Genomic DNA, 22,900 nt, shown 5'->3' with positions numbered 1-22,900 from the left:
CCGGGCAGAGCCCGGGCCCCTCGCACTGCGCCGTTGGCGCTTGCCGTCAAGCGGCGAGTAATTGTCGAAGCACGTACGGAAGGATGCCGCCATGGTGGTAGTAGTCCACCTCGATCGGGGTGTCAATGCGCAGCTTGACCTTGACTTGTTGGTCGGGCTGGCCTTCGCGGTGGACGACGAGTGTGGCGTCTTGCTGCGGCCTGATGCTGTCGCCAAGCAGCACGTCAAACGTTTCGTCTCCAGTAATGCCCAAGGACTGCCACGAGTCGCTGCCCAAGAATTGGAGCGGAAGGACGCCCATGCCGATAAGGTTGGATCGGTGGATGCGCTCGAAGCTGCGCGCCACGACTGCTTTGACACCCAACAGTTGCGTGCCCTTGGCTGCCCAGTCCCGGCTGGATCCGGTGCCGTATTCCTCGCCTGCCAGAATCACGGTTGGCCGACCCTCGGACATGTAGCGCATTGCTGCATCGAAGATGAACATCTTCTCGCCTGAGGGCTGGAACAGCGTCACGCCGCCTTCCTCGCGTGAACCGTCCGCCATGGGAGGGATCATCATGTTTTTGATGCGCACGTTCGCGAAAGTGCCGCGCATCATGACCTCATGGTTGCCGCGCCGCGAGCCATAGGAGTTGAAATCTTCCTTGCGCACTCCGTGCGCCAGAAGCCACTGCCCGGCAGGAGATGTTTCCTTGATCGAACCGGCCGGGGAGATGTGATCGGTTGTGATCGAATCAGCGAAAAGCGCCAGGGCCCGCGCGCCTTGCACGCTGGAGGCGGCCGTCTCGGGCTTCATGTTGAAGTCCTGGAAGAAGGGTGGCTGCGCGATGTAGGTGCTCTCGGGCCAGTTGTATACCTGACCCGCGGACTTGGCAATCTGGTTCCACAGTTTGCCTGGCTTGTCTTGCAACTGCGCATAGTTGGCCTTGTAGGTCTTCGGATCCAGGGCCACCTTCAGCAGTTTGTCCACCTCAGCAGCGCTCGGCCAGATGTCGCCCAGGTACACCGGCTTGCCTCCCTTGCCCGTACCCACGGGCTCTGTCATGAGGTCGCGCGTGACGGTGCCTGCGATGGCGTATGCCACGACGAGCGGGGGCGAGGCGAGGAAATTCGCCTTGATGTTGGGGTGGATACGTGCCTCGAAATTGCGGTTTCCCGAAAGTACCGCCGCGCACACTAAATCGTTGGTGGTGATTGCCGCGTCGATATCTGCAGCCAAGGGGCCGGCGTTGCCGATGCAGGTGGTGCAGCCGTAGCCAGCCAGATAGAAGCCCAGCTTTTCCAGGTAGGGCAGCAGGCCCGCCCGCTCCAGATATTCGGTGACCACGCGCGAGCCAGGGGCTAGGGACGTCTTGACGTGCTTTTTCACCTTAAGCCCGGCTTCTACCGCCTTTTTGGCCAGCAGTCCTGCTGCCAACAGCACGCTGGGGTTGGAGGTGTTGGTGCATGAGGTGATGGCCGCGATCAGCACGTCGCCATCATGCAGCTCGATCCCCCCAGAGGTGGTGACCGACGCATCAAGGCGTTGCGGTGACTGGCTAAATCCCCCCTGATCCATCGGCGCGGAAAATAGCGATGTAAATGTGGACTTCACCGCCCCAAGTTCGATGCGGTCCTGAGGGCGCTTGGGCCCGGCCAGTGATGGGGCGACAGTGGACAGATCCAGAGCCAGCGTCGTGGAGTAATCGATCTGCCCGGCGCGCGGGATGCCAAAGAGCTTCTGTGCTTTGAAGTAGGCTTCCAGCGCCTCGATTTCGGCTTTGCTTCGACCGGTGCCCTTGAAATAAGCCAGTGTCTTATCGTCAACCGGGAAAAAGCCCATCGTGGCGCCATATTCGGGAGCCATGTTGGCGATGGTCGCGCGGTCGGGGACACTCAACGATGCGGTGCCTTCCCCAAAGAACTCGACAAACTTGCCAACGACCTTGGCCTTGCGCAGCATTTCGGTCACGGTGAGCACGAGGTCCGTGGCGGTAACGCCGCCGCGCAGCTGACCCTTGAGTTCGACACCCACCACGTCGGGAGTAAGGAAGTACACCGGTTGGCCCAGCATGCCGGCCTCGGCCTCGATGCCGCCTACGCCCCAGCCCACCACGCCCACGCCGTTGATCATGGTGGTGTGGCTGTCGGTGCCGACCAAGGTGTCCGGGTAGTACACGCCGTGGGCGCCCTTGTGCACCCCACGGGCCAAGTATTCCAGGTTGATCTGGTGCACGATGCCAAATCCGGGAGGAACCACGCCAAAGGTGTCAAACGCCTGCATGCCCCATTTCATGAACTGGTAGCGCTCGCGGTTGCGCTGAAATTCCAGTTGCATGTTCAGGTCCAGCGCCTTCTTGGTCCCATAGTTGTCGATCATGACCGAATGGTCGACAACGAGGTCGACGGGCACCAGCGGCTCAATCGCCTTTGGGCTCTTGCCCATGTTGGCCGCGACGCTGCGCATGGCAGCGAGGTCAGCCAGTAACGGAACCCCGGTGAAGTCCTGCAACACCACGCGGGCGACGACGAAGGGAATTTCATCCGTGCGCGGGGCATTGGGCTTCCAACGGGCCAGTTGGTTCACATGTTCGACGCCCACCCGCTTGCCATCGCAATTGCGCAGCACGGACTCCAGGACGATGCGGATCGACACCGGCAGGCGCGAAACATCCACGCCCAAGGCCTTGCCGAGCGCCGGGATCGAGTAGAACTTTCCCGCCTTGCCGCTGGCAGTTTTGAAGGATTTGAGCGCGCTTGCGAACGCGTGTTTGGGGGCTTTGGCTGTCTTGGGCTTCTTGGTCGCAGTGGCCATGGCGAACTCCGGTGGCAATGTCGAGGAAAGCGGCCGTGGGCCGCGGAAACTTTGGGAAACGCGTTGGCGTGTCAGGCCTGGCAGTACAGGTCGACATACTCATGAACCGGCATGGCGGACAGATGCGCGGTGTCGAGCGAGGCATGCAAGATGCGCTCCTGTTGCTTGGCCGCAAATCGCCGTGCCAGATTCGTTCGAAACTTGGCTTCAAGCAGCGGAATGCCGTCGGCGCGCCGGCGCTTGTGGCCGATTGGATACTCCACTTCCACCTCGGGAAGATGGCTGCCATCCTTGAAGGTCACAGTCAGGGCATTGGCGATGGAGCGCTTTTCAGGGTCGTGATAGTCCCTCGTGAACTGCGGGTCCTCCTCGCAGGTGATCTTTGCCCGAAGGGTGTCGATGCGCGGATCGGCGGCAACGGCGTCCTCATAGTCGCCCGCAGTCAGGCGGCCGAAGATGAGCGGCACGGCCACCATGTACTGAATGCAATGGTCACGATCGGCCGGGTTGTTCAAAGGTCCCTTCTTGTCGATGATGCGGATGCAGGCTTCGTGGGTACGGATGGTGATGGACGCGATGTCATCCACATCCTTGCCCATGGATGCGAGTTGGCTATGAAGTTGCATCGCAGCCTCGACCGCTGTTTGGCTGTGAAATTCGGCAGGGAAGCTGATCTTGAAGAGCACGTTTTCCATGACATAGGACCCATAGGTCCTCTGGAAACGGAAGGGTTCGCCCTTGAACAACACGTCGTAGAAGCCCCAGGTCTTGGCCGTCAGGACGCTCGGATAGCCCATCTCCCCGGTCCGGGCAATAAGGGCCAGGCGGACGCCGCGGCTGGTTGCGTCGCCGGCAGCCCAGCTCTTGCGGCTGCCTGTGTTCGGGGCGTGGCGATAGGTGCGCAGGCTTTGCCCGTCCACCCAGGCAAGCGAGATGGCATTGATGAGCTCATCGCGGGTCAGGCCCAGCAGGCGGCCCACCACGGCCGTGGTGGCGACCTTGACCAGAACGACGTGGTCGAGACCGACCTTGTTGAACGAATTCTCCAGGGCGATGACACCCTGGATTTCGTGAGCCTGGATCATGGCATTGAGGACGTCCCGCATGAGCAACGGTGCTTTGCCGCATGCCACTGCCGATCGGCTGAGCCAGTCAGCGGCAGCCAGGATGCCACCTAGGTTATCCGACGGATGACCCCATTCCGCAGCAAGCCATGTGTCGTTGAAATCGAGCCAGCGGATCATCGCGCCAATGTTGAACGCTGCTTGCACAGGGTCGAGCTGATAGGGAGTCCCCGGCACCTTGGCCCCATGGGGCACAACCGTGCCGGGAATAATCGGGCCGAGCAACTTGGTGCAGGCGGGATACTCCAATGCCTCGAGCCCGCAGCCCAAGGTGTCAATCAGACATAGGCGGGCCGTTTCAACAGCCAGACCATGGAACTGTTGGTGGCCGAGCACGTAGTCGGCAATGTCGGCCAGAACCTGGTCGGGCGTAGGGCGGGTGTTGGAGATGGCGGCGGACATTGGAGCAGGCAGAAAGTGAGTTGAAGTTATCGGCTGGCGACCATGGGATTGCAGTCGTCGGCCAGGCGTGTCATGTGCTTCTTGTCGAAGAGCATGCTCTTGGCGGGAATCTGGATCATGACCAAACCGGCCTTTGCATCGTCAAAGTGGTAGGCGCCGGTCGTGGTTGGCTTGCGCGTAAGCAAGTAGTGCCGCCCTTTCCAGGTGACGAGGATGGACTGGTCGTGCACATCCTCTTGTTTGACGTCCATGAACTCATGCGAGCCGCATTGCATGCGCCCGATTTTCATCTGGTAGATGGGGTTCACGGCCTGTCGCTCGGCAGCGGCAGCCGCCGCCCGTTGCTCGGGCGTCGGTGGAGCGTTGCTGTCCAGCAGGGGTTTGGACTCCGCTGCGGCGATATCCTCAGCAGCCGCCTTGGCTGAGAGTTCATGCCCCTTCAACTGGTGGCGTGCTGCGGGCGCGGCGCCGTCTGGCGGGCTGGCCGCCTGGGCCGCAGCCAAGCACAAGCCGCTGCCCAGACAGGCGGCAAGCAGCAGCGGGGCGGGGCGGAAGGTGATGAGTCCTTGCAGCATGATCGTGTCTCCAAAACGCAAAAGGGCAGGATTCGCCGCGCTCGGCAGACTCAGGGGCGCTGCTCCAGCGGCACAAATGACAAGTCGTCTGGACCAGTGTAATTCGCGCTCGGGCGAATGATTTTGTTATCCACCCGCTGCTCGATCACATGTGCACTCCAGCCGCTGGTGCGGGAGATGACAAAGAGCGGCGTAAACATGGCGGTGGGCACGCCCATTAGCGAGTAGCTGACGGCACTAAACCAGTCAAGGTTCGGGAACATGTTCTTTTCCCGGCGCATCACCGTCTCCAGCCGCTCCGCGATGGTGAACAGTTTTGTGTCGTGTGCCGCGACGGCAAGTCGGTGTGCCACGCCTTTGATCACCTGGTTGCGGGGGTCGGCAATGGTGTAGACAGGGTGGCCGAAACCGATGATCACTTCCTTGTTGGCCACGCGGCGCGTGATGTCGCTCTCTGCATCATCGGCGTCTGCATAGCGATTCTGAATCTCAAACGCGACCTCATTGGCACCACCGTGCTTTGGCCCACGGAGCGCGCCAATGGCTCCGGTAATGCAGGAGTGGAAGTCGCTTCCGGTTCCGGCGATTACGCGAGCGGCGAACGTCGACGCATTGAATTCATGCTCGGCATACAGGTTGAGCGAGGTGTGCATCGCGCGCACCCACAACTCTGGCGCCGGTTTTCCATGCAGCAGGTTGAGAAAATGCCCGGCGATGGAATCATCGTCCGTCTCGACGTCGATGCGGCGCCCGTTATGGCTGTAGTGGTACCAATAGAGAAGCATCGACCCCAAGCTTGCCATGAGTCGGTCGGCGATGTCGCGTGCGCCCGGGATATTGTGGTCCTCCTTCTCGGGCAAGATGCAACCCAATGCAGAGACGGCCGAGCGCATCACGTCCATGGGGTGGCTTGAGGCGGGCAGGGCTTCGAGCACCAGGCGCACTTGTGCGGGCAATCCGCGCAAGGCCCTGAGTCGGGCCTTGTAGGCGGCGAGTTCCGATTTGTTTGGCAGCTTGTCGTGCACCAGAAGGTAAGCGACCTCCTCAAATTCGCACACGTCCGCCATGTCCAGAATGTCGTAGCCACGGTAGTGCAGGTCGTTGCCGGTGCGGCCCACCGTGCACAGCGCAGTGTTGCCTGCGACGACGCCAGAGAGGGCGACGGATTTCTTCGGCTTTGGAGTGGCGGCGGCTTGTGCTTCTGACATGACGGTCTCCTTCGAATTGGTGGTTGTTTGACAACGCTGACGGCTTACTTGGCCTTGCCTTGTTGGAACAGGCTGTCAAGCCGTCGCTCATAGTCGTGGTAGCCGATAACGTCATACAACTCGGCGCGAGTTTGCATCAGGTCCATGACGTTTTTCTGCGTACCGTCTTTGCGAATCGCGCCATACACGCTTTCCGCCGCCTTGTTCATTGCGCGGAATGCCGAGAGTGGGTACAGCGCCAAGCCCACGCCGGCGCTGCGCAATTCATCCACCGTGAGCAGCGGCGTGCTGCCAAACTCCGTGATGTTGGCGAGTATCGGCACCTTCACAACGTCAGCGATGCGCCTGTACATGGACAACTCGGTGATGGCTTCCGGAAAAATCATGTCGGCGCCTGCCTCGACACAGGCAATGGCGCGCTCGATGGCGGCATCCAAGCCTTGCACCGCCAGCGCATCGGTACGGGCCATGATGACGAAACTGTCGTCCGTGCGCGCATCCACGGCGGCCTTGACCCGGTCAACCATCTCGGCCGTGCCGACGATCTCCTTGCCCGGGCGGTGGCCACAGCGCTTGGCGCCGACTTGGTCTTCGATATGCATGCCAGCAGCGCCAAATTTCACCAGGCTCTTGACCGTGCGTGCGATATTGAAGGCGCTGGGACCGAAGCCGGTATCGACATCCACCAGAAGTGGCAGCTCGCAGACGTCAGTGATGCGGCGAACGTCGGTGAGCACGTCATCCAGCGTGTTGATTCCCAAATCAGGCATGCCCAGTGAGCCCGCAGCCACGCCTCCACCGGAAAGGTAGATGGCCCGAAAGCCCGCGCGCTGGGCCAGCAATGCGTGCTGAGCGCAGGTGGCGCCGACGACCTGCAAGGGTTGTTCCTGGCGCTGCGCGTCGCGCAGGCGCTGGCCCGGTGGGGTTGGGTTCATGGCATTTCTCCGTGATTTGCGCTAGGTTTGCAGGAAACATCGGGCCAGTGCCTTGCGCTTTCGCCGCAGGGCAGCGTGCGCGTGGCCGCGCGGCCGGAGCCGCGGCGGACCTTACAACAGGTGCTTGACACCCTCCCGCTCTTCGAGCAACTCGTTCAGGGTCTTGTCGATGCAGGATTTCGAAAATGCGTCGATGGGAAGGCCCTCGACACGCTTGTACTTGCCACCCTCGCAGGTCACGGGGACGCCGAACATGATGTCTTCCGGGATGCCGTAGGAGCCGTCAGACGGAATGCCCATCGTGACCCAGCGATTGCCCGTTCCGAGGAACCAGTCGTGCATGTGGTCAATGGCCGAGTTCGCCGCCGACGCCGCCGAGCTGAGCCCGCGGGCCTCAATGACAGCCGCCCCACGCTTGCCGACCGTGGGCAAAAACACGTTGCGATTCCAGTCGTCGTCGTTGATCATGTCTTTCACCGATTGCCCCTCGATAGTGGCGAATCGGTAGTCGGCATACATGGTGGGCGAGTGGTTTCCCCAGACGCAGAATTTCTCGATCGACGATACGGGTTTGCCCAGCTTCGCCGCGATTTGAGACAGCCCCCGGTTGTGGTCCAGGCGCAGCATGGCGGTGAAATTGCCTTTCGGCAAGTCGGGTGCGGACTTCATGGCGATGTAGGCATTGGTGTTCGCCGGATTGCCGACCACGAGAATGCGTGCGTCGCGCTTGGCCACAGCATTCAGCGCGCGTCCTTGCGCTGTGAAGATCTGTGCATTGGCCGACAGCAGATCGCGTCGCTCCATGCCGGGGCCGCGCGGGCGAGCGCCGACGAGCAACGCTGCATCGATGTCCTTGAACGCTGTGTTCGGGTCGCCGTGCGCACTCATGCCGGCCAGCAGGGGAAAGGCGCAATCTTCCAGTTCCATCATGACGCCCTTGAGCCCCTTCTGGGCCTTTTCATCGGGAATCTCCAGAAGTTGCAGGATCACAGGCTGGTCCTTGCCCAGCATTTCGCCAGAGGCAATGCGGAACAACAGGGCGTAACCGATCTGGCCGGCTGCGCCGGTGACGGCAACACGCATGGGGGCTTTGGTCATGATGAACTCCGGTGAGAGGGGTGCGGATGAGAAATATGGGCGTTTGGGCTGGGCGCGGCAGCTTGCGCGCCGTTGTTTTCGTGAGCGCTTCATTAGACCGTTCATGATGCAGCGCATCAAGCAGTTTAGGGGTGACGGGGCGCCGCGTCAACAAACTTATGTCATATATAAGACATCTATTAGGTCATGCTGGACAAGGGCCTGTGACTGTGCTGCAATGCAGCGCATGGCCGCCCCCACACATCACTCCTCACCGCAGCCGGTCGGCCCGGCCGCAGGTGGTGCCGCGCCGGTGTTCAGCCCGCTGTATCAGCAGATCAAGGCGCTCATTACGCGAAGCCTGCAGAGTGGCGAATGGAAGCCCGGCGAACTCATTCCCAGCGAGGCCGAACTGGCTGCGCGCTATGGGGTAAGCCAGGGTACCGTGCGCAAGGCCATTGACGAGCTCGCCGCGGACAATCTGCTGATGCGTCGACAGGGCCGGGGTACGTTCGTCTCGACACATCACGAGGAACAGGTCAAGTTTCGTTTTCTTCGTCTGGTGCCCGATGCCGGATCCAGCCAGGCTTTGCGCATGGAGCGGCAGTTCCTGGAATGCCATCGTGTGCGCGCAGCGGCAGACGTCGCTTCGCTGCTGGGCATCAAGAGCGGCGAAATGGTGCTTGAAATACGGCGGACGCTGCATATTGGAGGTGAGCCCGTCGTCTACGAGGACATTTACCTGCCGGGGGCTCCATTTCGTAGCCTCACAGCCGAGCGTCTGGAGCGTTACAGGGGGCCTCTGTATGCCCTATTTGAGTCCGAGTTCGGCACGCGCATGGTTCGAGCTGAAGAAAAAATCCGCGCAGTCAACGCCGGCCGGCAGGAAGCAGAAATCTTGAAAATTCCCCTGGGGCAAGCTCTCTTGTCCGTCGAGCGCCTGTCATTCAGCTATGGCGATCAGCCGGTCGAATTACGCCGAGGCCTGTATTCCACAGCAAGGCACCATTACCGCAATACGCTGAGCTGAGCACCCGCACGACGCACCGTATCAAGGTTTTTGCAACGCAATAAACTGGCATCACAAACAGGTCGAGGTCCAACAGCCATGCAAACCGTTCACACACGAAAACGACCCGAATACCGCAATATCGGTATCACCCAGATTGCGAGGTACCGCCTCCCACTGGCCGGGCTTGTCTCGATCTTGCACAGGGCCAGCGGAGCCGTGATGTTCCTGCTGCTGCCATTCGTGCTTTGGTTGTTCGACACGAGCCTTCGTTCCCGCGATGGCTACGCGCATATCGCGCAGATCCTGGGGTGGTGGCCCTACAAGCTGCTGGTGCTCGGACTGTTCTGGGCGATTGCACATCATCTTGTCGCAGGCGTGCGGCATCTGGTGATGGACATTTTTCAAGCGGTGAGCAAGGAGCAGGGCCGCATGCTGGCGTTGACGACCTTCGCTGTCTCGCTCCTGGCCACGGCCGCCTTCGCAGCGCATCTTTTCCTGGGGGCCTGACATGAGCGCATCCAATTACGGCGCGCACCGTTTGGTGGTTGGCGCGCATTATGGATTTCGTGACTGGCTGGCACAGCGTGTGACGGCCGTCATCATGGCCGTCTATACCATCTTCCTGCTGGGCTGGTTCGTCGGGCCTGGCCCTCTCAGTTACGAGAGCTGGCAAGGCCTGTTCTCAAACGAGGCAATGAAGATCTTCAGCCTGGTGGCGCTTCTGGCTTTGCTCTACCACGTGTGGGTGGGCATGCGTGATATCTGGATGGATTACGTCAAGCCTGTGTGGGTTCGCCTGTCGCTTCAGGTGCTGACCATCGTCTGGCTCGTCGCTTGCACTGGGTGGGCCGTGCAAGTGTTGTGGAGGGTATAAGCCGTGCAAGTCAATAAACGCAAATTCGACGTGGTTATCGTGGGCGCTGGAGGATCGGGCTTGCGCTGCGCCCTGCAACTGGCACGCTCTGGCCTGGACGTGGCAGTGCTGTCTAAGGTGTTTCCTACGCGCTCGCACACGGTTGCGGCGCAGGGTGGCATCAGTGCATCCCTGGGCAATATGAGTGAAGACAATTGGTACTGGCACATGTTCGACACGGTCAAGGGTTCCGACTACCTCGGTGACCAGGATGCGATCGAGTTCATGTGCCGTGAGGCGCCCAGCGCGGTCTACGAGCTTGAGCACATGGGCATGCCCTTTGACCGCAATCCTGACGGCACGATCTACCAGCGTCCATTCGGCGGGCATACAGCGAATCTTGGAGAAAAACCGGTGCAGCGCGCCTGCGCCGCGGCCGACCGCACGGGCCACGCGCTCCTGCACACGTTGTATCAGCAGAACGTGGCCGCTCGTACACATTTCTTCGTGGAGTGGATGGCATTGGACCTGATTCGCGATGCCGATGGCGATGTGCTCGGCGTCGTGGCCATGGAGATGGAAACCGGTGAGGTGACGATCCTGGAGGCGAAGGCAACCGTCCTGGCAACGGGCGGTGCGGGGCGCATTTTTGCGGCGTCCACCAACGCCTACATCAACACGGGTGATGGCTTGGGTATGGCCGCGCGTGCCGGTATTCCCCTGCAGGACATGGAGTTTTGGCAGTTCCACCCCACTGGCGTTGCCGGCGCGGGAGTGCTGATCACGGAGGGCGTAAGAGGCGAGGGTGGAATCCTGCTCAATGCGAATGGCGAGCGGTTCATGGAGCGCTATGCCCCAACCTACAAGGACCTTGCTCCCCGCGATTTTGTCTCCCGATCAATGGATCAGGAAATCAAGGAAGGGCGCGGCGCCGGGCCTCACAAGGACTATGTCCTGCTCAAACTCGACCATCTCGGCGCGGAAACCATCCAAAAGCGCCTGCCGTCGATTGCCGACATTGCCCTGAAATTTGCCAACGTGGATTGCACCAAGGAGCCCATCCCAGTCGTGCCGACAATTCACTACCAGATGGGGGGCGTGCCGGCAAATATTCACAGCCAAGTGCTGACGGTTGGCGCGGACGGCAGCGAGCGCGTGGTCGGCGGCCTCTATGCGATTGGCGAATGCTCATGCGTGAGCGTGCATGGGGCGAACCGGTTGGGCACGAACTCGTTACTCGACCTGGTCGTTTTTGGACGTGCCGCGGGCAATCACATCGCCACAAGCGAGCTGCTCAAGAATAGCCACAAGCCTTTGCCTGCTGATGCTCCCGATGCCTCGCTGGCACGCCTGGCCCGACTTGACGCGTCAACGTCGGGCGAGGCCATCCAAGACGTGGCGGGCGCCATCCGCAGCAGCATGCAGAAGCATTGTGGCGTGTTCCGCACTGCCGAACTTCTGCGCGAAGGTGTCGCCGCCATCGACGAGATCGCGCAGCGCGTGGGGCACATTCACCTCAAGGACAAGTCAAAGGTGTTCAACACAGCGCGCGTCGAGGCGCTGGAGGTGGAGAACCTGATTGAGACGGCCAAGGCGACCATTGTGTCAGCCGAAGCGCGGCAGGAAAGCCGGGGCGCACATTCGCATCGTGATCACCCGGAACGCGACGATGTCAACTGGCTTAAGCACAGCCTGTGGTTCCGCGAGAACAATCGCTTGGCGTACCGGCCGGTTCAGATGAAACCGCTAAGCGTCGACACTTTTAAACCCAAGGCGCGCACCTTCTGAACGGGCCGCCCGGAGATTGCCATGACCCGTAAGATGAAATTCTCCATCTACCGCTACGACCCGGACAAGGACGTCAAGCCGTACATGCAGGACTATGAGGTGGAGTTGCAGTACAACGACAAAATGTTGCTTGATGCGCTCATGCGCATCAAGGCTGATGTCGACGAGACCGTAGCCTTCCGCCGTTCCTGCCGCGAAGGTGTGTGCGGCTCGGATGGCATGAACATCAACGGCAAGAATGGGTTGAGTTGCACGACGAACCTGCTCACGCTCAAGGAGCCGGTCGTCCTGAAGCCGCTGCCCGGCCTGCCCGTGGTCCGCGACCTGATTGTGGACATGACGCAGTTCTTCAACCAGTACCACTCCATCAAACCCTATCTCATTAACGACACCCCACCGCCTGAAAGGGAACGCCTTCAAAGTCCCGAGCAGCGCGAGGTGCTCGACGGTCTGTATGAGTGCATCCTGTGCGCGAGCTGTTCCACCTCATGCCCGAGTTTCTGGTGGAACCCGGACAAGTTCGTTGGCCCCGCCGGGCTATTGCAGGCCTATCGGTTTATCGCCGATAGCCGGGACGAGGCCACCAACGAACGATTGGACAACCTTGAGGATCCCTACCGCCTGTTCCGCTGCCACTCCATCATGAATTGCGTGGACGTCTGCCCCAAAGGGCTTAACCCGACCAAGGCCATCGGCAACATCAAGGATCTGATGTTGCGCCGAGCCGTCTAAGGCATGCTGCAGCCTGCAAGCGTCGATGCAGAAAGCCCGGATGCCGTGGCGGTGCGCCGTCTGCTCTGGCGCGCGCGTCGCGGCCTTCTGGAAAACGATCTCATCCTCGGCCGCTTTTTCGCCCGTTACGCCCAGGCGTTGAGCACAGCCGAGTGGAAGGGTCTTCAGGATCTACTTGAACTGGATGACAACACGCTGCTTGAGCTGCTGTTGGGCCACGCTGAACCCCCACCCGAACTGAGTGGCGCGGCGCAATTGCGCGTGCTGCGCCTGCTCAGGGCGGTGTGATTCTTGCTTGATCCGAGCGATCGATGCGCTGTTCAAGGCGCCCAGCGCGGTCAAGACGTCCAACCAACCTCCCTCCCTCCCGGAATTTCATCATGACCCCATCCGATGTGAAAGCCACGCTGTCCTTCTCCGACGGTTCACCGAGTGTCGAGTTGCCGATCCACAAGGGGACGGTTGGTCCAGATGTGATTGACATCCGCAAGCTCTATGCACAAACGGGCAAGTTCACCTATGACCCGGGTTTTCTTTCGACGGCATCGTGCAGCTCCGCTATCACCTACATCGATGGTGACCAGGGCGAATTGCTCTATCGCGGCTATCCCATCGAGCAGTTGGCCGTCAATTGCGACTACATGGAAACCTGCTACCTGATCCTTTACGGCGAACTTCCCAACGCTGTCCAGAAAAAGGATTTCATGTCGCGTGTGACCCAACACACCATGGTCAACGAGCAAATGCAGTTTTTTCTGCGCGGCTTTCGGCGCGACGCCCATCCAATGGCTGTGCTCACGGGTCTGGTCGGCGCAATGTCCGCCTTCTACCCCGACTCAATCAATCTTCATGACGCGGAGCAGCGTGACATCTCGGCCATCCGTCTCATTGCCAAGATGCCCACCCTGGTGGCAATGGCCTACAAGTACAACATGGGCCAGCCCTACATGTACCCGCAGAACAAGTTGAGCTATGCGGGCAATTTCATGCGCATGATGTGGGCCACACCCTGCGAGGACTTCGAGCCCAACCCTGTGATCGAGCGCGCGCTGGACCGCATTTTCATTCTGCATGCCGATCATGAACAGAATGCGTCGACTTCCACTGTGCGTCTGTGCGCTTCGAGCGGTACCAATCCCTTTGCGGCGATTGCCGCTGGGGTGGCCTGCCTGTGGGGGCCAGCCCATGGGGGGGCCAATGAGGCCTGTCTGAACATGCTCTACGACATCCAGGCGCAGGGCGGTGTGGCAAAAATCGGCGAATTCATCAATCAGGTCAAGGACAAAAACTCCTCGGTGCGTCTCATGGGCTTCGGGCACCGTGTATATAAGAACTACGATCCGCGTGCCAAGCTCATGCGCGAGACGTGCCACGAGGTGCTCGACGCGCTCGGCCTTCAGAATGACCCGCTGTTCAAGCTCGCCATGACTTTGGAAAAGATTGCGCTGGAGGATGATTACTTCATTCAGCGCAAGCTCTACCCCAATGTGGACTTCTATTCGGGCATCGTGCAGAAGGCCATTGGCGTGCCGGTGTCGCTGTTCACCGCAGTATTTGCGCTTGCTCGCACCGTCGGCTGGATTGCGCAACTCAACGAGATGATTTCCGATCCAGAGTACAAGATCGGTCGCCCCCGGCAATTGTTCACCGGATCGATCAAACGCGATGTGTTGCCCATGGCCCAGCGGGGTTGAGTCGATCCTCCCTGCACTGAGCCCGGCTGCGGCCGGGTTTTTTCTCGCCGGCGGCCTTAACATTAACGTTTGGCACCAATTTTGGCATGGGTTCGCGTTTGGGCCTTCTGCCTTCGCAAGCCTTTGGAGCGCTGATGGCACGTACGCTTTACGACAAACTCTGGGATGAACATGTGGTCGACGTCGAATCCGACGGCACGGCGCTTTTGTACATCGACCGGCACCTGGTGCACGAAGTCACCAGCCCCCAAGCCTTCGAGGGCCTGGAGCTGGCCCACCGTAAAGTGTGGCGCGTCAGCGCCAACCTGGCGGTGTCCGATCATAACGTGCCGACAACGGACCGCTCGGCCGGCATCGCCGACCCCGTCTCGCGTCTGCAGGTGGACACGCTGGACAAATATTGCGACGGGCTGGGAATCACCCAGTTCAAGATGAACGACCGCCGTCAGGGTATCGTCCATGTCATTGGCCCTGAGCAAGGGGCGACCCTGCCCGGCATGACCGTGGTCTGCGGTGATTCGCACACGAGTACGCACGGGGCTTTCGGCGCACTGGCCTTTGGCATTGGCACCAGCGAAGTTGAGCATGTTTTGGCCACCCAGACCTTGCTGGCGCGAAAGATGAAGAACATGCTGGTGCGCGTTGGCGGCCAATTGCAAGCGGGCTGCACAGCCAAGGATGTGGCGCTGGCCATCATCAGAACCATAGGGACTGCCGGCGGTACGGGAACGACGATTGAGTTCGGCGGACCGGTTGTACGCAATCTCAGCATGGAAGGCCGGATGACCTTGTGCAATATGGCCATCGAGGCGGGTGCGCGGGCCGGACTGGTGGCCGTCGATGACACGACACTGCGCTTCATCAAGGGACGACCCTTCGCTCCCACCGAGGTCGAGTGGGTACAGGCCGAGGGCTACTGGCGCACTCTGCATTCCGATCCGGATGCCAAGTTTGACTTTGTGGTCGAGATTGATGCTTCCCGTATCAGACCCCAGGTGACTTGGGGCACGTCCCCGGAGATGGTGGCTGGTATCGACGAATGCGTGCCCGATCCCGACAAAGAAAGGGATCCCGTCAAGCGCGCGGCGATGGAACGCGCCCTTCACTACATGAACCTCGAGCCCGGAAAGCCGCTGGCGGATGTCTACGTTGATAAGGTGTTCATCGGTTCATGCACCAACTCACGCATTGAAGACCTGCGTGACGCGGCGCGCGTGCTGGTGGGCAAGCGCGTGGCCGGCAACATCAAGCTAGCACTGGCTGTGCCAGGGTCTGGATTGGTGAAGGCACAGGCCGAGCGCGAGGGGCTGGACAAGGTTTTCAAGGCCGCTGGCTTCGAGTGGCGCGAACCCGGTTGCTCGATGTGCCTGGCCATGAACGCCGATCGCCTCGAGCCTGGTGAGCGTTGCGCTTCGACGTCGAACCGAAATTTCGAAGGCAGGCAGGGTCAGGGAGGGCGCACGCACCTCGTGAGTCCTGCCATGGCTGCTGCAGCCGCCATCGCTGGCCACTTTGTGGACGTCCGTGGCGTCTGATGACCGGAGCGGCCGCACGCACCAGCGTTCCTTGCATCACAACACCCCAGTCCACCGAACACCGAGCCGTTTATGCAAGCATTTACCGTCCACCAGGGGTTGGTCGTGCCGATCGACCGTGAAAATGTCGATACCGATGCCATCATCCCGAAGCAGTTCCTGAAGTCCATCCGGCGCACCGGTTTCGGGCCGAATCTATTTGACGAGTGGCGCTATCTTGATCATGGTGAACCTGGGCAGGATCCCGGAAGCCGCAAGCCGAATCCGGATTTCGTGCTCAACCAACCTCGCTACCAGGGCGCGAGCATCATGCTTGCGCGCAAGAACTTTGGCTGTGGATCATCGCGCGAGCATGCGCCTTGGGCAATCGAACAATACGGGATTCGAGCGGTCATCGCGCCAAGTTTCGCGGACATCTTCTTCAACAACAGCTTCAAGACCGGACTGTTGCCCATCGTGCTGCCGGAGCACGAGGTGGCACGGATGTTTGACGAGGTCTACGCCTTCGTTGGTTACCAACTGACCGTGGATCTGCCGCGTCAGCGGGTCATCAAGCCCGACGGCAGCGAGCTGCCTTTTGACATCACGGACTTCCGCAAGCATTGCCTCGTCGGAGGCCTCGATGAGATTGGCCTGACGCTTCAAAAGGCCGACAAGATTCGCGTTTTTGAGGCCGAGCGTATCGCGCGCATGCCTTGGCTCGCTCACCGTATCCTGTGACTCGTCCATGCCCATGAAAATCGCTGTTCTTCCCGGTGACGGGATCGGCCCGGAGATCGTCGCCGAGGCCGTCAAAGTACTCCAACGGCTCGAAGCCGATGGACTGCGCTTGACGCTCGAGTGGGGTGCGGTTGGTGGCAACGCCTACGCCAGCCATGGCAGCCCGCTCCCAGAGGCCACGCTGAAACTGGCGAAGGCGGCGGACGCCGTGCTCTTCGGTGCCGTGGGGGACCCGCGCTTCGACACGCTGGATCGCCACCTTCGCCCCGAACAGGCCATTCTGGGCCTGCGCAAGAACCTGGGGCTGTTCGCCAATCTGCGCCCGGCCCTGTTGTACGCGGAGCTGGCAAGCGCATCGAGCCTGAAGCCCGAGATCGTGGCCGGGCTCGACATCCTCATCGTGCGCGAGCTGACCGGCGATATCTATTTCGGCCAGCCCCGCGGCAGGCGCAAAAGCCCCGATGGCGCTTTCCAGGGAGCCGACGAGGCGTTCGACACGATGCGTTACAGTCGCCCGGAGATTGAGCGTATTGCCGAGGTGGCCTTCCAGGCGGCGCGTGCTCGCAAGGCAGCCGGCCACCCGGGGAAAGTCACAAGCGTGGACAAGGCCAACGTGCTGGAGACCTTTCAGTTCTGGAAGGACGTCGTCACTGAAGTGCACGCGCAGTACCCTGATGTCCAGCTTGAGCATATGTACGTGGACAATGCAGCGATGCAGCTCGTGCGCGAACCGAAGAAGTTCGATGTGATCGTGACCGGGAACATGTTTGGTGACATCTTGAGCGACGAGGCCGCAATGCTCACGGGCTCCATTGGCATGCTCCCATCGGCCTCGCTGAATGCTGAAAGGCGCGGCTTGTACGAACCCTCACACGGTTCGGCGCCCGACATCGCAGGAAAAGGGGTGGCCAATCCTTTGGCCACCATCCTGAGCGCAGCGATGATGCTGCGCTACTCGCTTGGAGAGCCCGAGGCGGCGACCCGCATCGAAAGGGCGGTCCAGACCGTGTTGCGGCAGGGTATGCGTACGGCCGACATTGCGGAGCCGGGTACGCGCACCGTAGGTACGGCGGCGATGGGCGACGCAGTGGTGGCAGCCCTGGGCTGACCCACCATGAATAGATCCAAATCGGATGCAAGAAGATGGCAAACAAGCGAGTAGGACTGATCGGCTGGCGCGGGATGGTGGGGTCCGTGCTCATGCTGCGCATGCGCGAAGAGGGTGATTTCGCCCACATTGATCCCGTATTTTTCTCGACGAGCAATGCTGGTGGGCGTGCCCCGGACTGGGCCTCGACGAGCATCCCGCTGCAAGACGCGTATGACCTGGAGGCGTTACGTGCCTGCGACATCATCGTGACGGCCCAAGGTGGCGATTACACCAGCGCAGTGTTTGACAAACTGCGGGGCAGCGGGTGGGGCGGGCACTGGATCGACGCGGCCTCCACCTTACGCATGCGCGATGACGCGGTCATCATTCTGGACCCTGTCAACCGCTTGGTCATCGACGCCGCGCTTGCTCGTGGCGGCAAGAACTGGATTGGGGGAAACTGCACCGTGAGCTGCATGCTCATGGGCGTGGGCGCGCTGTTCAAGGCTGGCCTCGTGGAGTGGATGAGCAGCATGACCTACCAGGCGGCGTCTGGAGGGGGAGCGCAGCACATGCGTGAGCTGCTTGCCCAGTTTGGCACCCTGAACGCTGCTGTGAGGCCGATGCTCGACGATCCGGCTTCCGCGATCCTGGACATTGACCGCGATGTCATCGCCACCCAGCGTGCACTGCCGCCCGATGCCAGCCGCCACTTCGAGGTGCCGCTGGCCGGTAGCTTGATTCCATGGATCGACAAGGATCTCGGCAACGGGATGTCGCGCGAGGAATGGAAGGGCGGTGCCGAAACCAACAAGATACTTGGGCATGCCGGCAGCGCAGCCATCCCGGTGGACGGTTTGTGCGTGCGCATCGGTGCCATGCGCTGCCACAGTCAAGCGCTCATGTTCAAACTCAAGCGCGACGTGCCGCTCACTGAGATCGAGGCCATCATCGCCAGCGACAATCCCTGGGTGAAGGTTGTGCCCAATACACGCGAGGCCAGCATCCGGGAGTTGACTCCGGTGGCCGTAACGGGCACCCTTTCCATTCCCGTCGGGCGGCTGCGCAAGCTTGCGATGGGCACGCAGTACCTGGGCGCGTTTACGGTCGGTGACCAGCTCTTATGGGGTGCAGCGGAACCACTGCGCCGCATGTTGCGTATCCTCCTTGGGGCCTGACCCGGCGCACCTCCAGGCCTCACCTGCGAAGGGGCCAACGGCACGCCGCGAAGCCTCCGATATGGCCTCAACGCGACAATTCAGGCCGTTTGGCATGTTCAGCGATTGGCCGAGCTTGTCAGGCTAACTAGCGGATGCTATGTTGATTTAACGATCAAAATGCAGTCTGCCGTGAACAAAGCCAAAGCTCAAATCAGGGGGTTCAAAGTGGCCAATTGGCGTCAAACAGTGGGCCTGGTATGTTTGGCGGCCTTGCCAGGGGCAATCTCGCAGGCCTATGCGTTTGGCTTGGGCCATGCAACGGTCAAATCCGCGTTGGGTCAACCCCTGCGCGCCGACATTGACATCACCCAGATTACGGCTGACGAAGCCTCCTCGCTCAAGGTGGGCGTGGCGCCGGCGTCGGCCTTTCAGTCGCGAAATCTGAACTACAGCAGCATCCTGCCCGACGTCACCGTCACGCTGGAGCGCAGGCCCGACGGGCAGCCCTATTTGCGTCTGACCAGTTCCCGTCCGGTCCAGGACGCCTTCGTTGATGTGCTGTTGCGCGCGTATTGGGCCAACGGCGAGTTGACGCGCGATTACACGCTGCTGTTCGACCCGCCGAATTTTCAGGAGCCGCAGCCTGCCACCTCCATTGCGCCTCAGGCGGGGCCGCAGGTCTCTGAGGGGTTGGCGCAGCCGGCCACGGCTGCACCAGCGGCGGCTTCGGCTGTGCCGCCCGCCGCGCAGCGTACCTACACGGTGCGCAAGGGTGACACGCTATCGAGCATCGCTCGCGGGCTGGGTATCGAAACGGTGTCACTCGACCAAATGCTCACCGCGCTTTACCGGGCCAACAGCGGTGCCTTCATCGACCGCAATATGAATCTGCTGCGGGCGGGTGCCGTCCTGCGCATTCCGAGCGCCGAGGATGCACAGAGCGTTCCGCAGAAGCAGGCGCAACAGGTGATCATCGCCCAGAGCCGCAGTTTTGAGGCCTATCGGCGCAGGCTGGCAGAAATGACGGGACAAGCCGCGCCCAAGGCGGAGTCGAACGCCCGTCAGGCGAGTGGCAAGATTCAGGCCGAAGTGCAGGAGCCGACACCAGCGGCGTCCATGCCCAAGTCGCAACTCAAATTGGGACAGGCCAAAGTCGGTGCCGCTCAGGGCCTCGCGGCCCAGGCGAACCTGATTGCAGCGCAAAGGCAAGCCGAAGCCACTGCGAAGAAGCTGAGCGAGGCCAAGGCCAACGTCGCAGCGCTGTCTCAACTCGCGGCAAGCGCCAGCGCAGCTGTGAAGGCGGCGGCAACGAGCTCCCCAACCGCAGCCGCTGCCGCATCGGCGCCCGCTGCGAAGGTTCCTGCAGCCCTTTCCGGGGCTGCGCCTGCGTCGACGCCCAAACCTGTGGCCTCGGTGTCGAAGCCGGCACTGCAAGTTCCGCCGACGATCGCGGCCCCCAGGCCGGCGGCCAAGCAGCCGAGCGGATCGGAGCGGGGCTGGCTTGCCAGTCTTCTTGCCAATCCTCTGTTCGCGCCGGCTGCAGTGGTCATTGCCCTGTTGCTTGCGGCAGGGGTTTTCCTGCGCCGCCGGGCGCAGTCCAGACCGCAGCGGGATAGCTCCGTGTTTGACAGTCGGCTGAGTGCGGCAGACAGCTTTTTTGGGGGTACTGGGGGTGAGCGAGTCGACACGCGCAACAGCACCCTGGGGTCATCGGTTGCCTACTCGCCCAGCCAGCTCGACAGCAGCGACGTGGATCCAGTGGCCGAAGCCGATGTGTATCTGGCCTATGGGCGAGATCTGCAAGCAGAGGAAATTCTCAAGGAATCGTTGAAAAACCATCCGGATCGCAGCGCTGCCCGGTTGAAGCTTCTGGAGATCTACGCCAAACGCAAGGATGTGAGATCCTTCGAGATGACGGCTGCTGAGGTGTTTGCGCTCACTGAAGGCGTCGGGCCCGACTGGAAGAAGGCGCAAGACCTCGGGCGCAATCTCGATCCGGTCAACCCCTTGTATCACAGTACGATGCCCCCGAGCACCGTCAACGCTCAATCCACAATACCGGCGAGCGATTTTGCGCCTACGGGGTCGTCAGGGTTGACATCACCGGCGACGCAGCCAGCCACCGAGTTGCTCACCAGCCTGCCGTCGATCATGGGTTCCGCGGCCTCCGGGAGCGCCAAGCCCGAGGGTTCTGGCCTGGACCTCAATCTCGACCTCGTCGGATCATCCGCGACGGCACCGAGGGTGGATGCAACGGCTGCTCCCGTCCGGGCCTCGGATCCGGTGAGCGCGCCACCTGCAGCGCCCGCGGCTGGAAATCCGGGTGCGCCTTTGAATTTCGATTTCTCCAGTTTTCATGCGGCGGACGCGAGCGCATCCATTGCCGAACCCGAGGAGGCGCATCCGCCGAGCCGACAGCCGCTGGAGTTTGACCTTGGGTCACTGTCGCTTGATCTCCCGGCTAGTGGTGCCTCAACACCACCTGCTGCGCCAGTGAGTCGCGATGCCGCGCACGCCGGGCCACTCACCGAGCCAATGCCCGAATCGGCGGACGACTTGGACACGCGCTTGGCCCTGGTGGCGGAATGCCGTGCCATGGGGGACCTGGATACGGCTCGCAATCTGCTGCGAGAAATCATCGCCGAAAGCGGCGGTGAAGCCAAGGCGCGGGCCGAGAAGATGTTGGTCGAACTCGGCTAACCCCAATGTGTCGCCGTTGGAGGCGGGCGCAGCGCCCATGCGTATTGCCCTCGGGCTAAGCTATCGGGGCCTGTCGTATCTTGGGTGGCAGAGCCAGCCAAGCGGTCACACCGTGCAGGATCGCCTTGAAGCCGCGCTGGCTCGCTTTATCGGCGCGCCGCTGCGCGTGGCCTGTGCGGGCCGCACGGACGCTGGTGTGCATGCGCTGCAGCAAGTGGTGCATTTCGACTCCCCTGTGGTGCGCGAACCGTTTTCCTGGGTGCGCGGGGTCAATGCCTTCCTACCCCCGGACATCGCGGTGCGTTGGGCGCAAGAAGTCGGAGGCGCATTTCACGCCCAGAAGTCCGCGCAATCGCGGCGTTACCGTTACGTCTTGCACCAAGCGGCCGTGCGTCCCGCGCTGCTTCAGGGTCTGGTGGGCTGGACCCACCTGTCACTCGATGCCGATGCCATGCGCGCCAGCGCGGCACTCCTGCTTGGCACCCATGATTTCTCGGCATTTCGTGCCAGCTCCTGCCAAGCGAGAACCCCCGTCAAGACCCTGCTTGCCGTGGATATCGCGCGGCAGGGCGATATGTGGATGGTCGACTTTGAAGCCAACGCCTTTTTGCACCATATGGTGCGCAATATCATGGGTTGCCTGATCGCTGTAGGCAGCGGCTCTCGGGATCCGCAATGGTTGCAGCATGTTTTGATTTCACGCACGCGCAGCTTGGCCGCGCCGACCTTTATGCCCGATGGTCTGTACTTCCTTGGGCCACGCTATCCGTCACAATGGGGGCTGCCAGAGCCCGCTGACGACCGGCCCATCCTGGTGACCTAGATTTCCCAAGCTCCACGGAACCCCATGCATCGCACCCGAATCAAGATCTGCGGTATCACCCGCGTTGAGGATGCCTTGGCGGCCGCGGAGGCTGGCGCCGATGCGGTGGGGCTCGTGTTCTATCCCCCGAGCCCACGATGTGTCACGGTGCGCCAGGCGACGAGCATCGCCCGGGCTCTGCCGCCATTCGTCAGTACAGTGGCGCTGTTCGTGAATGCGCAGCAGACGCAGGTTCGCGCCGTCATGGATGCAGTGCGGCCCGGTCTGCTGCAATTCCACGGTGACGAAGAACCGGCGGAGTGTTCCCGCTATGCCTACCCGTACATCCGGGCCGCGCGCATGCGTCCGGGCCTGGATTTGTTAAACTTCAAGGCTCGATTCACGGATGCCCAAGCTTTGTTGCTCGACGCGTATGTCGAGGCCTACGGCGGTGGCGGTGAGATTTTCGATTGGTCACTGATTCCAAAAAGCGCCAACTTTCCCATCGTTTTGTCTGGTGGGTTGCATGCGTCAAATGTGGGGCAGGCCATTGCGCAGGTCAGGCCTTGGGCGGTTGACGTTTCAACAGGAGTCGAGCTGTCCAAGGGCATGAAAGACGCATCAGCCATGCGCCGCTTTGTCGCGGCCGTTCGCGATGCGGATGCTGCCGCGCGGGACTGAACCCGTCTCCGCGCGACT

Annotated in this window: 20 protein-coding genes; 14 read left to right on the top strand and 6 right to left on the bottom strand. The window is 61.4% G+C overall.

What is annotated here, in order from left to right:
- Nucleotides 1-46: 46 nt before the first annotated feature.
- From acnA to CD04_RS0115435, 6 genes are all read right to left on the bottom strand, one after another.
- Nucleotides 47-2,794, bottom strand: coding sequence for an aconitate hydratase AcnA (acnA, locus tag CD04_RS0115460; RefSeq protein ID WP_031408374.1), 2,748 nt, complete (start codon nucleotides 2,792-2,794; stop codon nucleotides 47-49).
- A 71-nt stretch (nucleotides 2,795-2,865) separates the two neighbouring features.
- Nucleotides 2,866-4,320 (bottom strand): bifunctional 2-methylcitrate dehydratase/aconitate hydratase, encoded by a 1,455-nt coding sequence (locus CD04_RS0115455; protein WP_031408372.1) that lies wholly within the window; start codon nucleotides 4,318-4,320, stop codon nucleotides 2,866-2,868.
- A 26-nt stretch (nucleotides 4,321-4,346) separates the two neighbouring features.
- The gene (locus CD04_RS22745) at nucleotides 4,347-4,895 is read right to left on the bottom strand and encodes a hypothetical protein (protein ID WP_051849333.1); all 549 of its coding nucleotides are present in this window, start codon (nucleotides 4,893-4,895) and stop codon (nucleotides 4,347-4,349) included.
- 50 nt (nucleotides 4,896-4,945) lie between these two features.
- Nucleotides 4,946-6,103, bottom strand: coding sequence for a 2-methylcitrate synthase (gene prpC, locus CD04_RS0115445; protein WP_031408368.1), 1,158 nt, complete (start codon nucleotides 6,101-6,103; stop codon nucleotides 4,946-4,948).
- A gap of 44 nt (nucleotides 6,104-6,147) precedes the next feature.
- Nucleotides 6,148-7,038 (bottom strand): methylisocitrate lyase, encoded by an 891-nt coding sequence (gene prpB / locus CD04_RS0115440; RefSeq protein WP_031408366.1) that lies wholly within the window; start codon nucleotides 7,036-7,038, stop codon nucleotides 6,148-6,150.
- A 111-nt stretch (nucleotides 7,039-7,149) separates the two neighbouring features.
- Nucleotides 7,150-8,136: a malate dehydrogenase gene (locus CD04_RS0115435; RefSeq protein WP_031408364.1), complete on the bottom strand. Its 987-nt coding sequence runs from the start codon at nucleotides 8,134-8,136 to the stop codon at nucleotides 7,150-7,152.
- Between the two features lie 226 nt (nucleotides 8,137-8,362).
- Here CD04_RS0115435 and CD04_RS0115430 point away from each other — a divergent pair, with 226 nt between their 5' ends.
- The 14 genes from CD04_RS0115430 (at nucleotide 8,363) to CD04_RS0115365 (ending at nucleotide 22,882) form a co-directional block, all read left to right on the top strand.
- A complete protein-coding gene (locus tag CD04_RS0115430; protein WP_197033144.1) occupies nucleotides 8,363-9,145 on the top strand; it encodes a GntR family transcriptional regulator in 783 nt (260 codons plus the stop codon).
- Nucleotides 9,146-9,223: 78 nt separating this feature from the next.
- Complete coding sequence (gene sdhC, locus CD04_RS0115425; RefSeq protein WP_031408359.1) at nucleotides 9,224-9,634, top strand: succinate dehydrogenase, cytochrome b556 subunit; 411 nt, start codon at nucleotides 9,224-9,226, stop codon at nucleotides 9,632-9,634.
- Nucleotide 9,635: 1 nt separating this feature from the next.
- The gene (sdhD, locus tag CD04_RS23875) at nucleotides 9,636-10,001 is read left to right on the top strand and encodes a succinate dehydrogenase, hydrophobic membrane anchor protein (RefSeq protein WP_031408357.1); all 366 of its coding nucleotides are present in this window, start codon (nucleotides 9,636-9,638) and stop codon (nucleotides 9,999-10,001) included.
- 3 nt (nucleotides 10,002-10,004) lie between these two features.
- Nucleotides 10,005-11,768 carry a succinate dehydrogenase flavoprotein subunit gene (gene sdhA, locus CD04_RS0115415; RefSeq protein ID WP_031408355.1) on the top strand — a complete coding sequence of 588 codons (1,764 nt, stop codon included), beginning with the start codon at nucleotides 10,005-10,007 and terminating at the stop codon, nucleotides 11,766-11,768.
- A gap of 21 nt (nucleotides 11,769-11,789) precedes the next feature.
- Nucleotides 11,790-12,500, top strand: a complete 711-nt coding sequence (locus CD04_RS0115410; protein WP_197033143.1) for a succinate dehydrogenase iron-sulfur subunit — start codon at nucleotides 11,790-11,792, stop codon at nucleotides 12,498-12,500.
- A 3-nt stretch (nucleotides 12,501-12,503) separates the two neighbouring features.
- Nucleotides 12,504-12,788: a succinate dehydrogenase assembly factor 2 gene (locus CD04_RS0115405; RefSeq protein ID WP_038168455.1), complete on the top strand. Its 285-nt coding sequence runs from the start codon at nucleotides 12,504-12,506 to the stop codon at nucleotides 12,786-12,788.
- 92 nt (nucleotides 12,789-12,880) lie between these two features.
- On the top strand, nucleotides 12,881-14,194 hold the full coding sequence (gene gltA / locus CD04_RS0115400; RefSeq protein WP_031408350.1) for a citrate synthase: 1,314 nt from the start codon (nucleotides 12,881-12,883) through the stop codon (nucleotides 14,192-14,194).
- A 134-nt stretch (nucleotides 14,195-14,328) separates the two neighbouring features.
- Complete coding sequence (leuC, locus tag CD04_RS0115395; RefSeq protein ID WP_031408348.1) at nucleotides 14,329-15,729, top strand: 3-isopropylmalate dehydratase large subunit; 1,401 nt, start codon at nucleotides 14,329-14,331, stop codon at nucleotides 15,727-15,729.
- A 72-nt stretch (nucleotides 15,730-15,801) separates the two neighbouring features.
- A complete protein-coding gene (leuD, locus tag CD04_RS0115390; protein ID WP_031408346.1) occupies nucleotides 15,802-16,449 on the top strand; it encodes a 3-isopropylmalate dehydratase small subunit in 648 nt (215 codons plus the stop codon).
- Between the two features lie 13 nt (nucleotides 16,450-16,462).
- A complete protein-coding gene (gene leuB / locus CD04_RS0115385; protein ID WP_031408344.1) occupies nucleotides 16,463-17,557 on the top strand; it encodes a 3-isopropylmalate dehydrogenase in 1,095 nt (364 codons plus the stop codon).
- 35 nt (nucleotides 17,558-17,592) lie between these two features.
- The gene (gene asd, locus CD04_RS0115380; protein ID WP_031408342.1) at nucleotides 17,593-18,717 is read left to right on the top strand and encodes an aspartate-semialdehyde dehydrogenase; all 1,125 of its coding nucleotides are present in this window, start codon (nucleotides 17,593-17,595) and stop codon (nucleotides 18,715-18,717) included.
- Between the two features lie 171 nt (nucleotides 18,718-18,888).
- The gene (locus tag CD04_RS0115375; protein WP_197033142.1) at nucleotides 18,889-21,399 is read left to right on the top strand and encodes a FimV/HubP family polar landmark protein; all 2,511 of its coding nucleotides are present in this window, start codon (nucleotides 18,889-18,891) and stop codon (nucleotides 21,397-21,399) included.
- A gap of 37 nt (nucleotides 21,400-21,436) precedes the next feature.
- Entirely contained in the window at nucleotides 21,437-22,222 is a 786-nt protein-coding gene (gene truA / locus CD04_RS0115370; protein ID WP_031408337.1) for a tRNA pseudouridine(38-40) synthase TruA, read from the top strand.
- Between the two features lie 24 nt (nucleotides 22,223-22,246).
- Complete coding sequence (locus CD04_RS0115365) at nucleotides 22,247-22,882, top strand: phosphoribosylanthranilate isomerase (RefSeq protein ID WP_031408335.1); 636 nt, start codon at nucleotides 22,247-22,249, stop codon at nucleotides 22,880-22,882.
- Nucleotides 22,883-22,900: the final 18 nt, after the last annotated feature.

It is taken from the genome of Thiomonas sp. FB-Cd (genome assembly GCF_000733775.1).
GTDB lineage: Bacteria > Pseudomonadota > Gammaproteobacteria > Burkholderiales > Burkholderiaceae_C > Thiomonas_A.
Note: the sequence above shows the minus strand (reverse complement) of the source record. Positions and strands in the feature narration are given on the sequence as shown.

Excerpts from the sequence above, each read along its gene's own strand:
- CD04_RS0115365 (WP_031408335.1), top strand. The coding sequence starts at position 22,247 with ATGCATCGCACCCGAATCAAGATCTGCGGTATCACCCGCGTTGAGGAT.
- sdhD (WP_031408357.1), top strand. The coding sequence starts at position 9,636 with ATGAGCGCATCCAATTACGGCGCGCACCGTTTGGTGGTTGGCGCGCAT.
- CD04_RS0115430 (WP_197033144.1), top strand. The coding sequence starts at position 8,363 with ATGGCCGCCCCCACACATCACTCCTCACCGCAGCCGGTCGGCCCGGCC.
- CD04_RS0115405 (WP_038168455.1), top strand. The coding sequence starts at position 12,504 with ATGCTGCAGCCTGCAAGCGTCGATGCAGAAAGCCCGGATGCCGTGGCG.
- leuB (WP_031408344.1), top strand. The coding sequence starts at position 16,463 with ATGAAAATCGCTGTTCTTCCCGGTGACGGGATCGGCCCGGAGATCGTC.
- CD04_RS0115455 (WP_031408372.1), bottom strand. The coding sequence starts at position 4,320 with ATGTCCGCCGCCATCTCCAACACCCGCCCTACGCCCGACCAGGTTCTG.
- prpB (WP_031408366.1), bottom strand. The coding sequence starts at position 7,038 with ATGAACCCAACCCCACCGGGCCAGCGCCTGCGCGACGCGCAGCGCCAG.
- asd (WP_031408342.1), top strand. The coding sequence starts at position 17,593 with ATGGCAAACAAGCGAGTAGGACTGATCGGCTGGCGCGGGATGGTGGGG.
- leuC (WP_031408348.1), top strand. The coding sequence starts at position 14,329 with ATGGCACGTACGCTTTACGACAAACTCTGGGATGAACATGTGGTCGAC.
- gltA (WP_031408350.1), top strand. The coding sequence starts at position 12,881 with ATGACCCCATCCGATGTGAAAGCCACGCTGTCCTTCTCCGACGGTTCA.
- truA (WP_031408337.1), top strand. The coding sequence starts at position 21,437 with ATGCGTATTGCCCTCGGGCTAAGCTATCGGGGCCTGTCGTATCTTGGG.
- acnA (WP_031408374.1), bottom strand. The coding sequence starts at position 2,794 with ATGGCCACTGCGACCAAGAAGCCCAAGACAGCCAAAGCCCCCAAACAC.
- CD04_RS0115410 (WP_197033143.1), top strand. The coding sequence starts at position 11,790 with ATGACCCGTAAGATGAAATTCTCCATCTACCGCTACGACCCGGACAAG.
- sdhC (WP_031408359.1), top strand. The coding sequence starts at position 9,224 with ATGCAAACCGTTCACACACGAAAACGACCCGAATACCGCAATATCGGT.
- CD04_RS22745 (WP_051849333.1), bottom strand. The coding sequence starts at position 4,895 with ATGCTGCAAGGACTCATCACCTTCCGCCCCGCCCCGCTGCTGCTTGCC.
- prpC (WP_031408368.1), bottom strand. The coding sequence starts at position 6,103 with ATGTCAGAAGCACAAGCCGCCGCCACTCCAAAGCCGAAGAAATCCGTC.
- leuD (WP_031408346.1), top strand. The coding sequence starts at position 15,802 with ATGCAAGCATTTACCGTCCACCAGGGGTTGGTCGTGCCGATCGACCGT.
- CD04_RS0115435 (WP_031408364.1), bottom strand. The coding sequence starts at position 8,136 with ATGACCAAAGCCCCCATGCGTGTTGCCGTCACCGGCGCAGCCGGCCAG.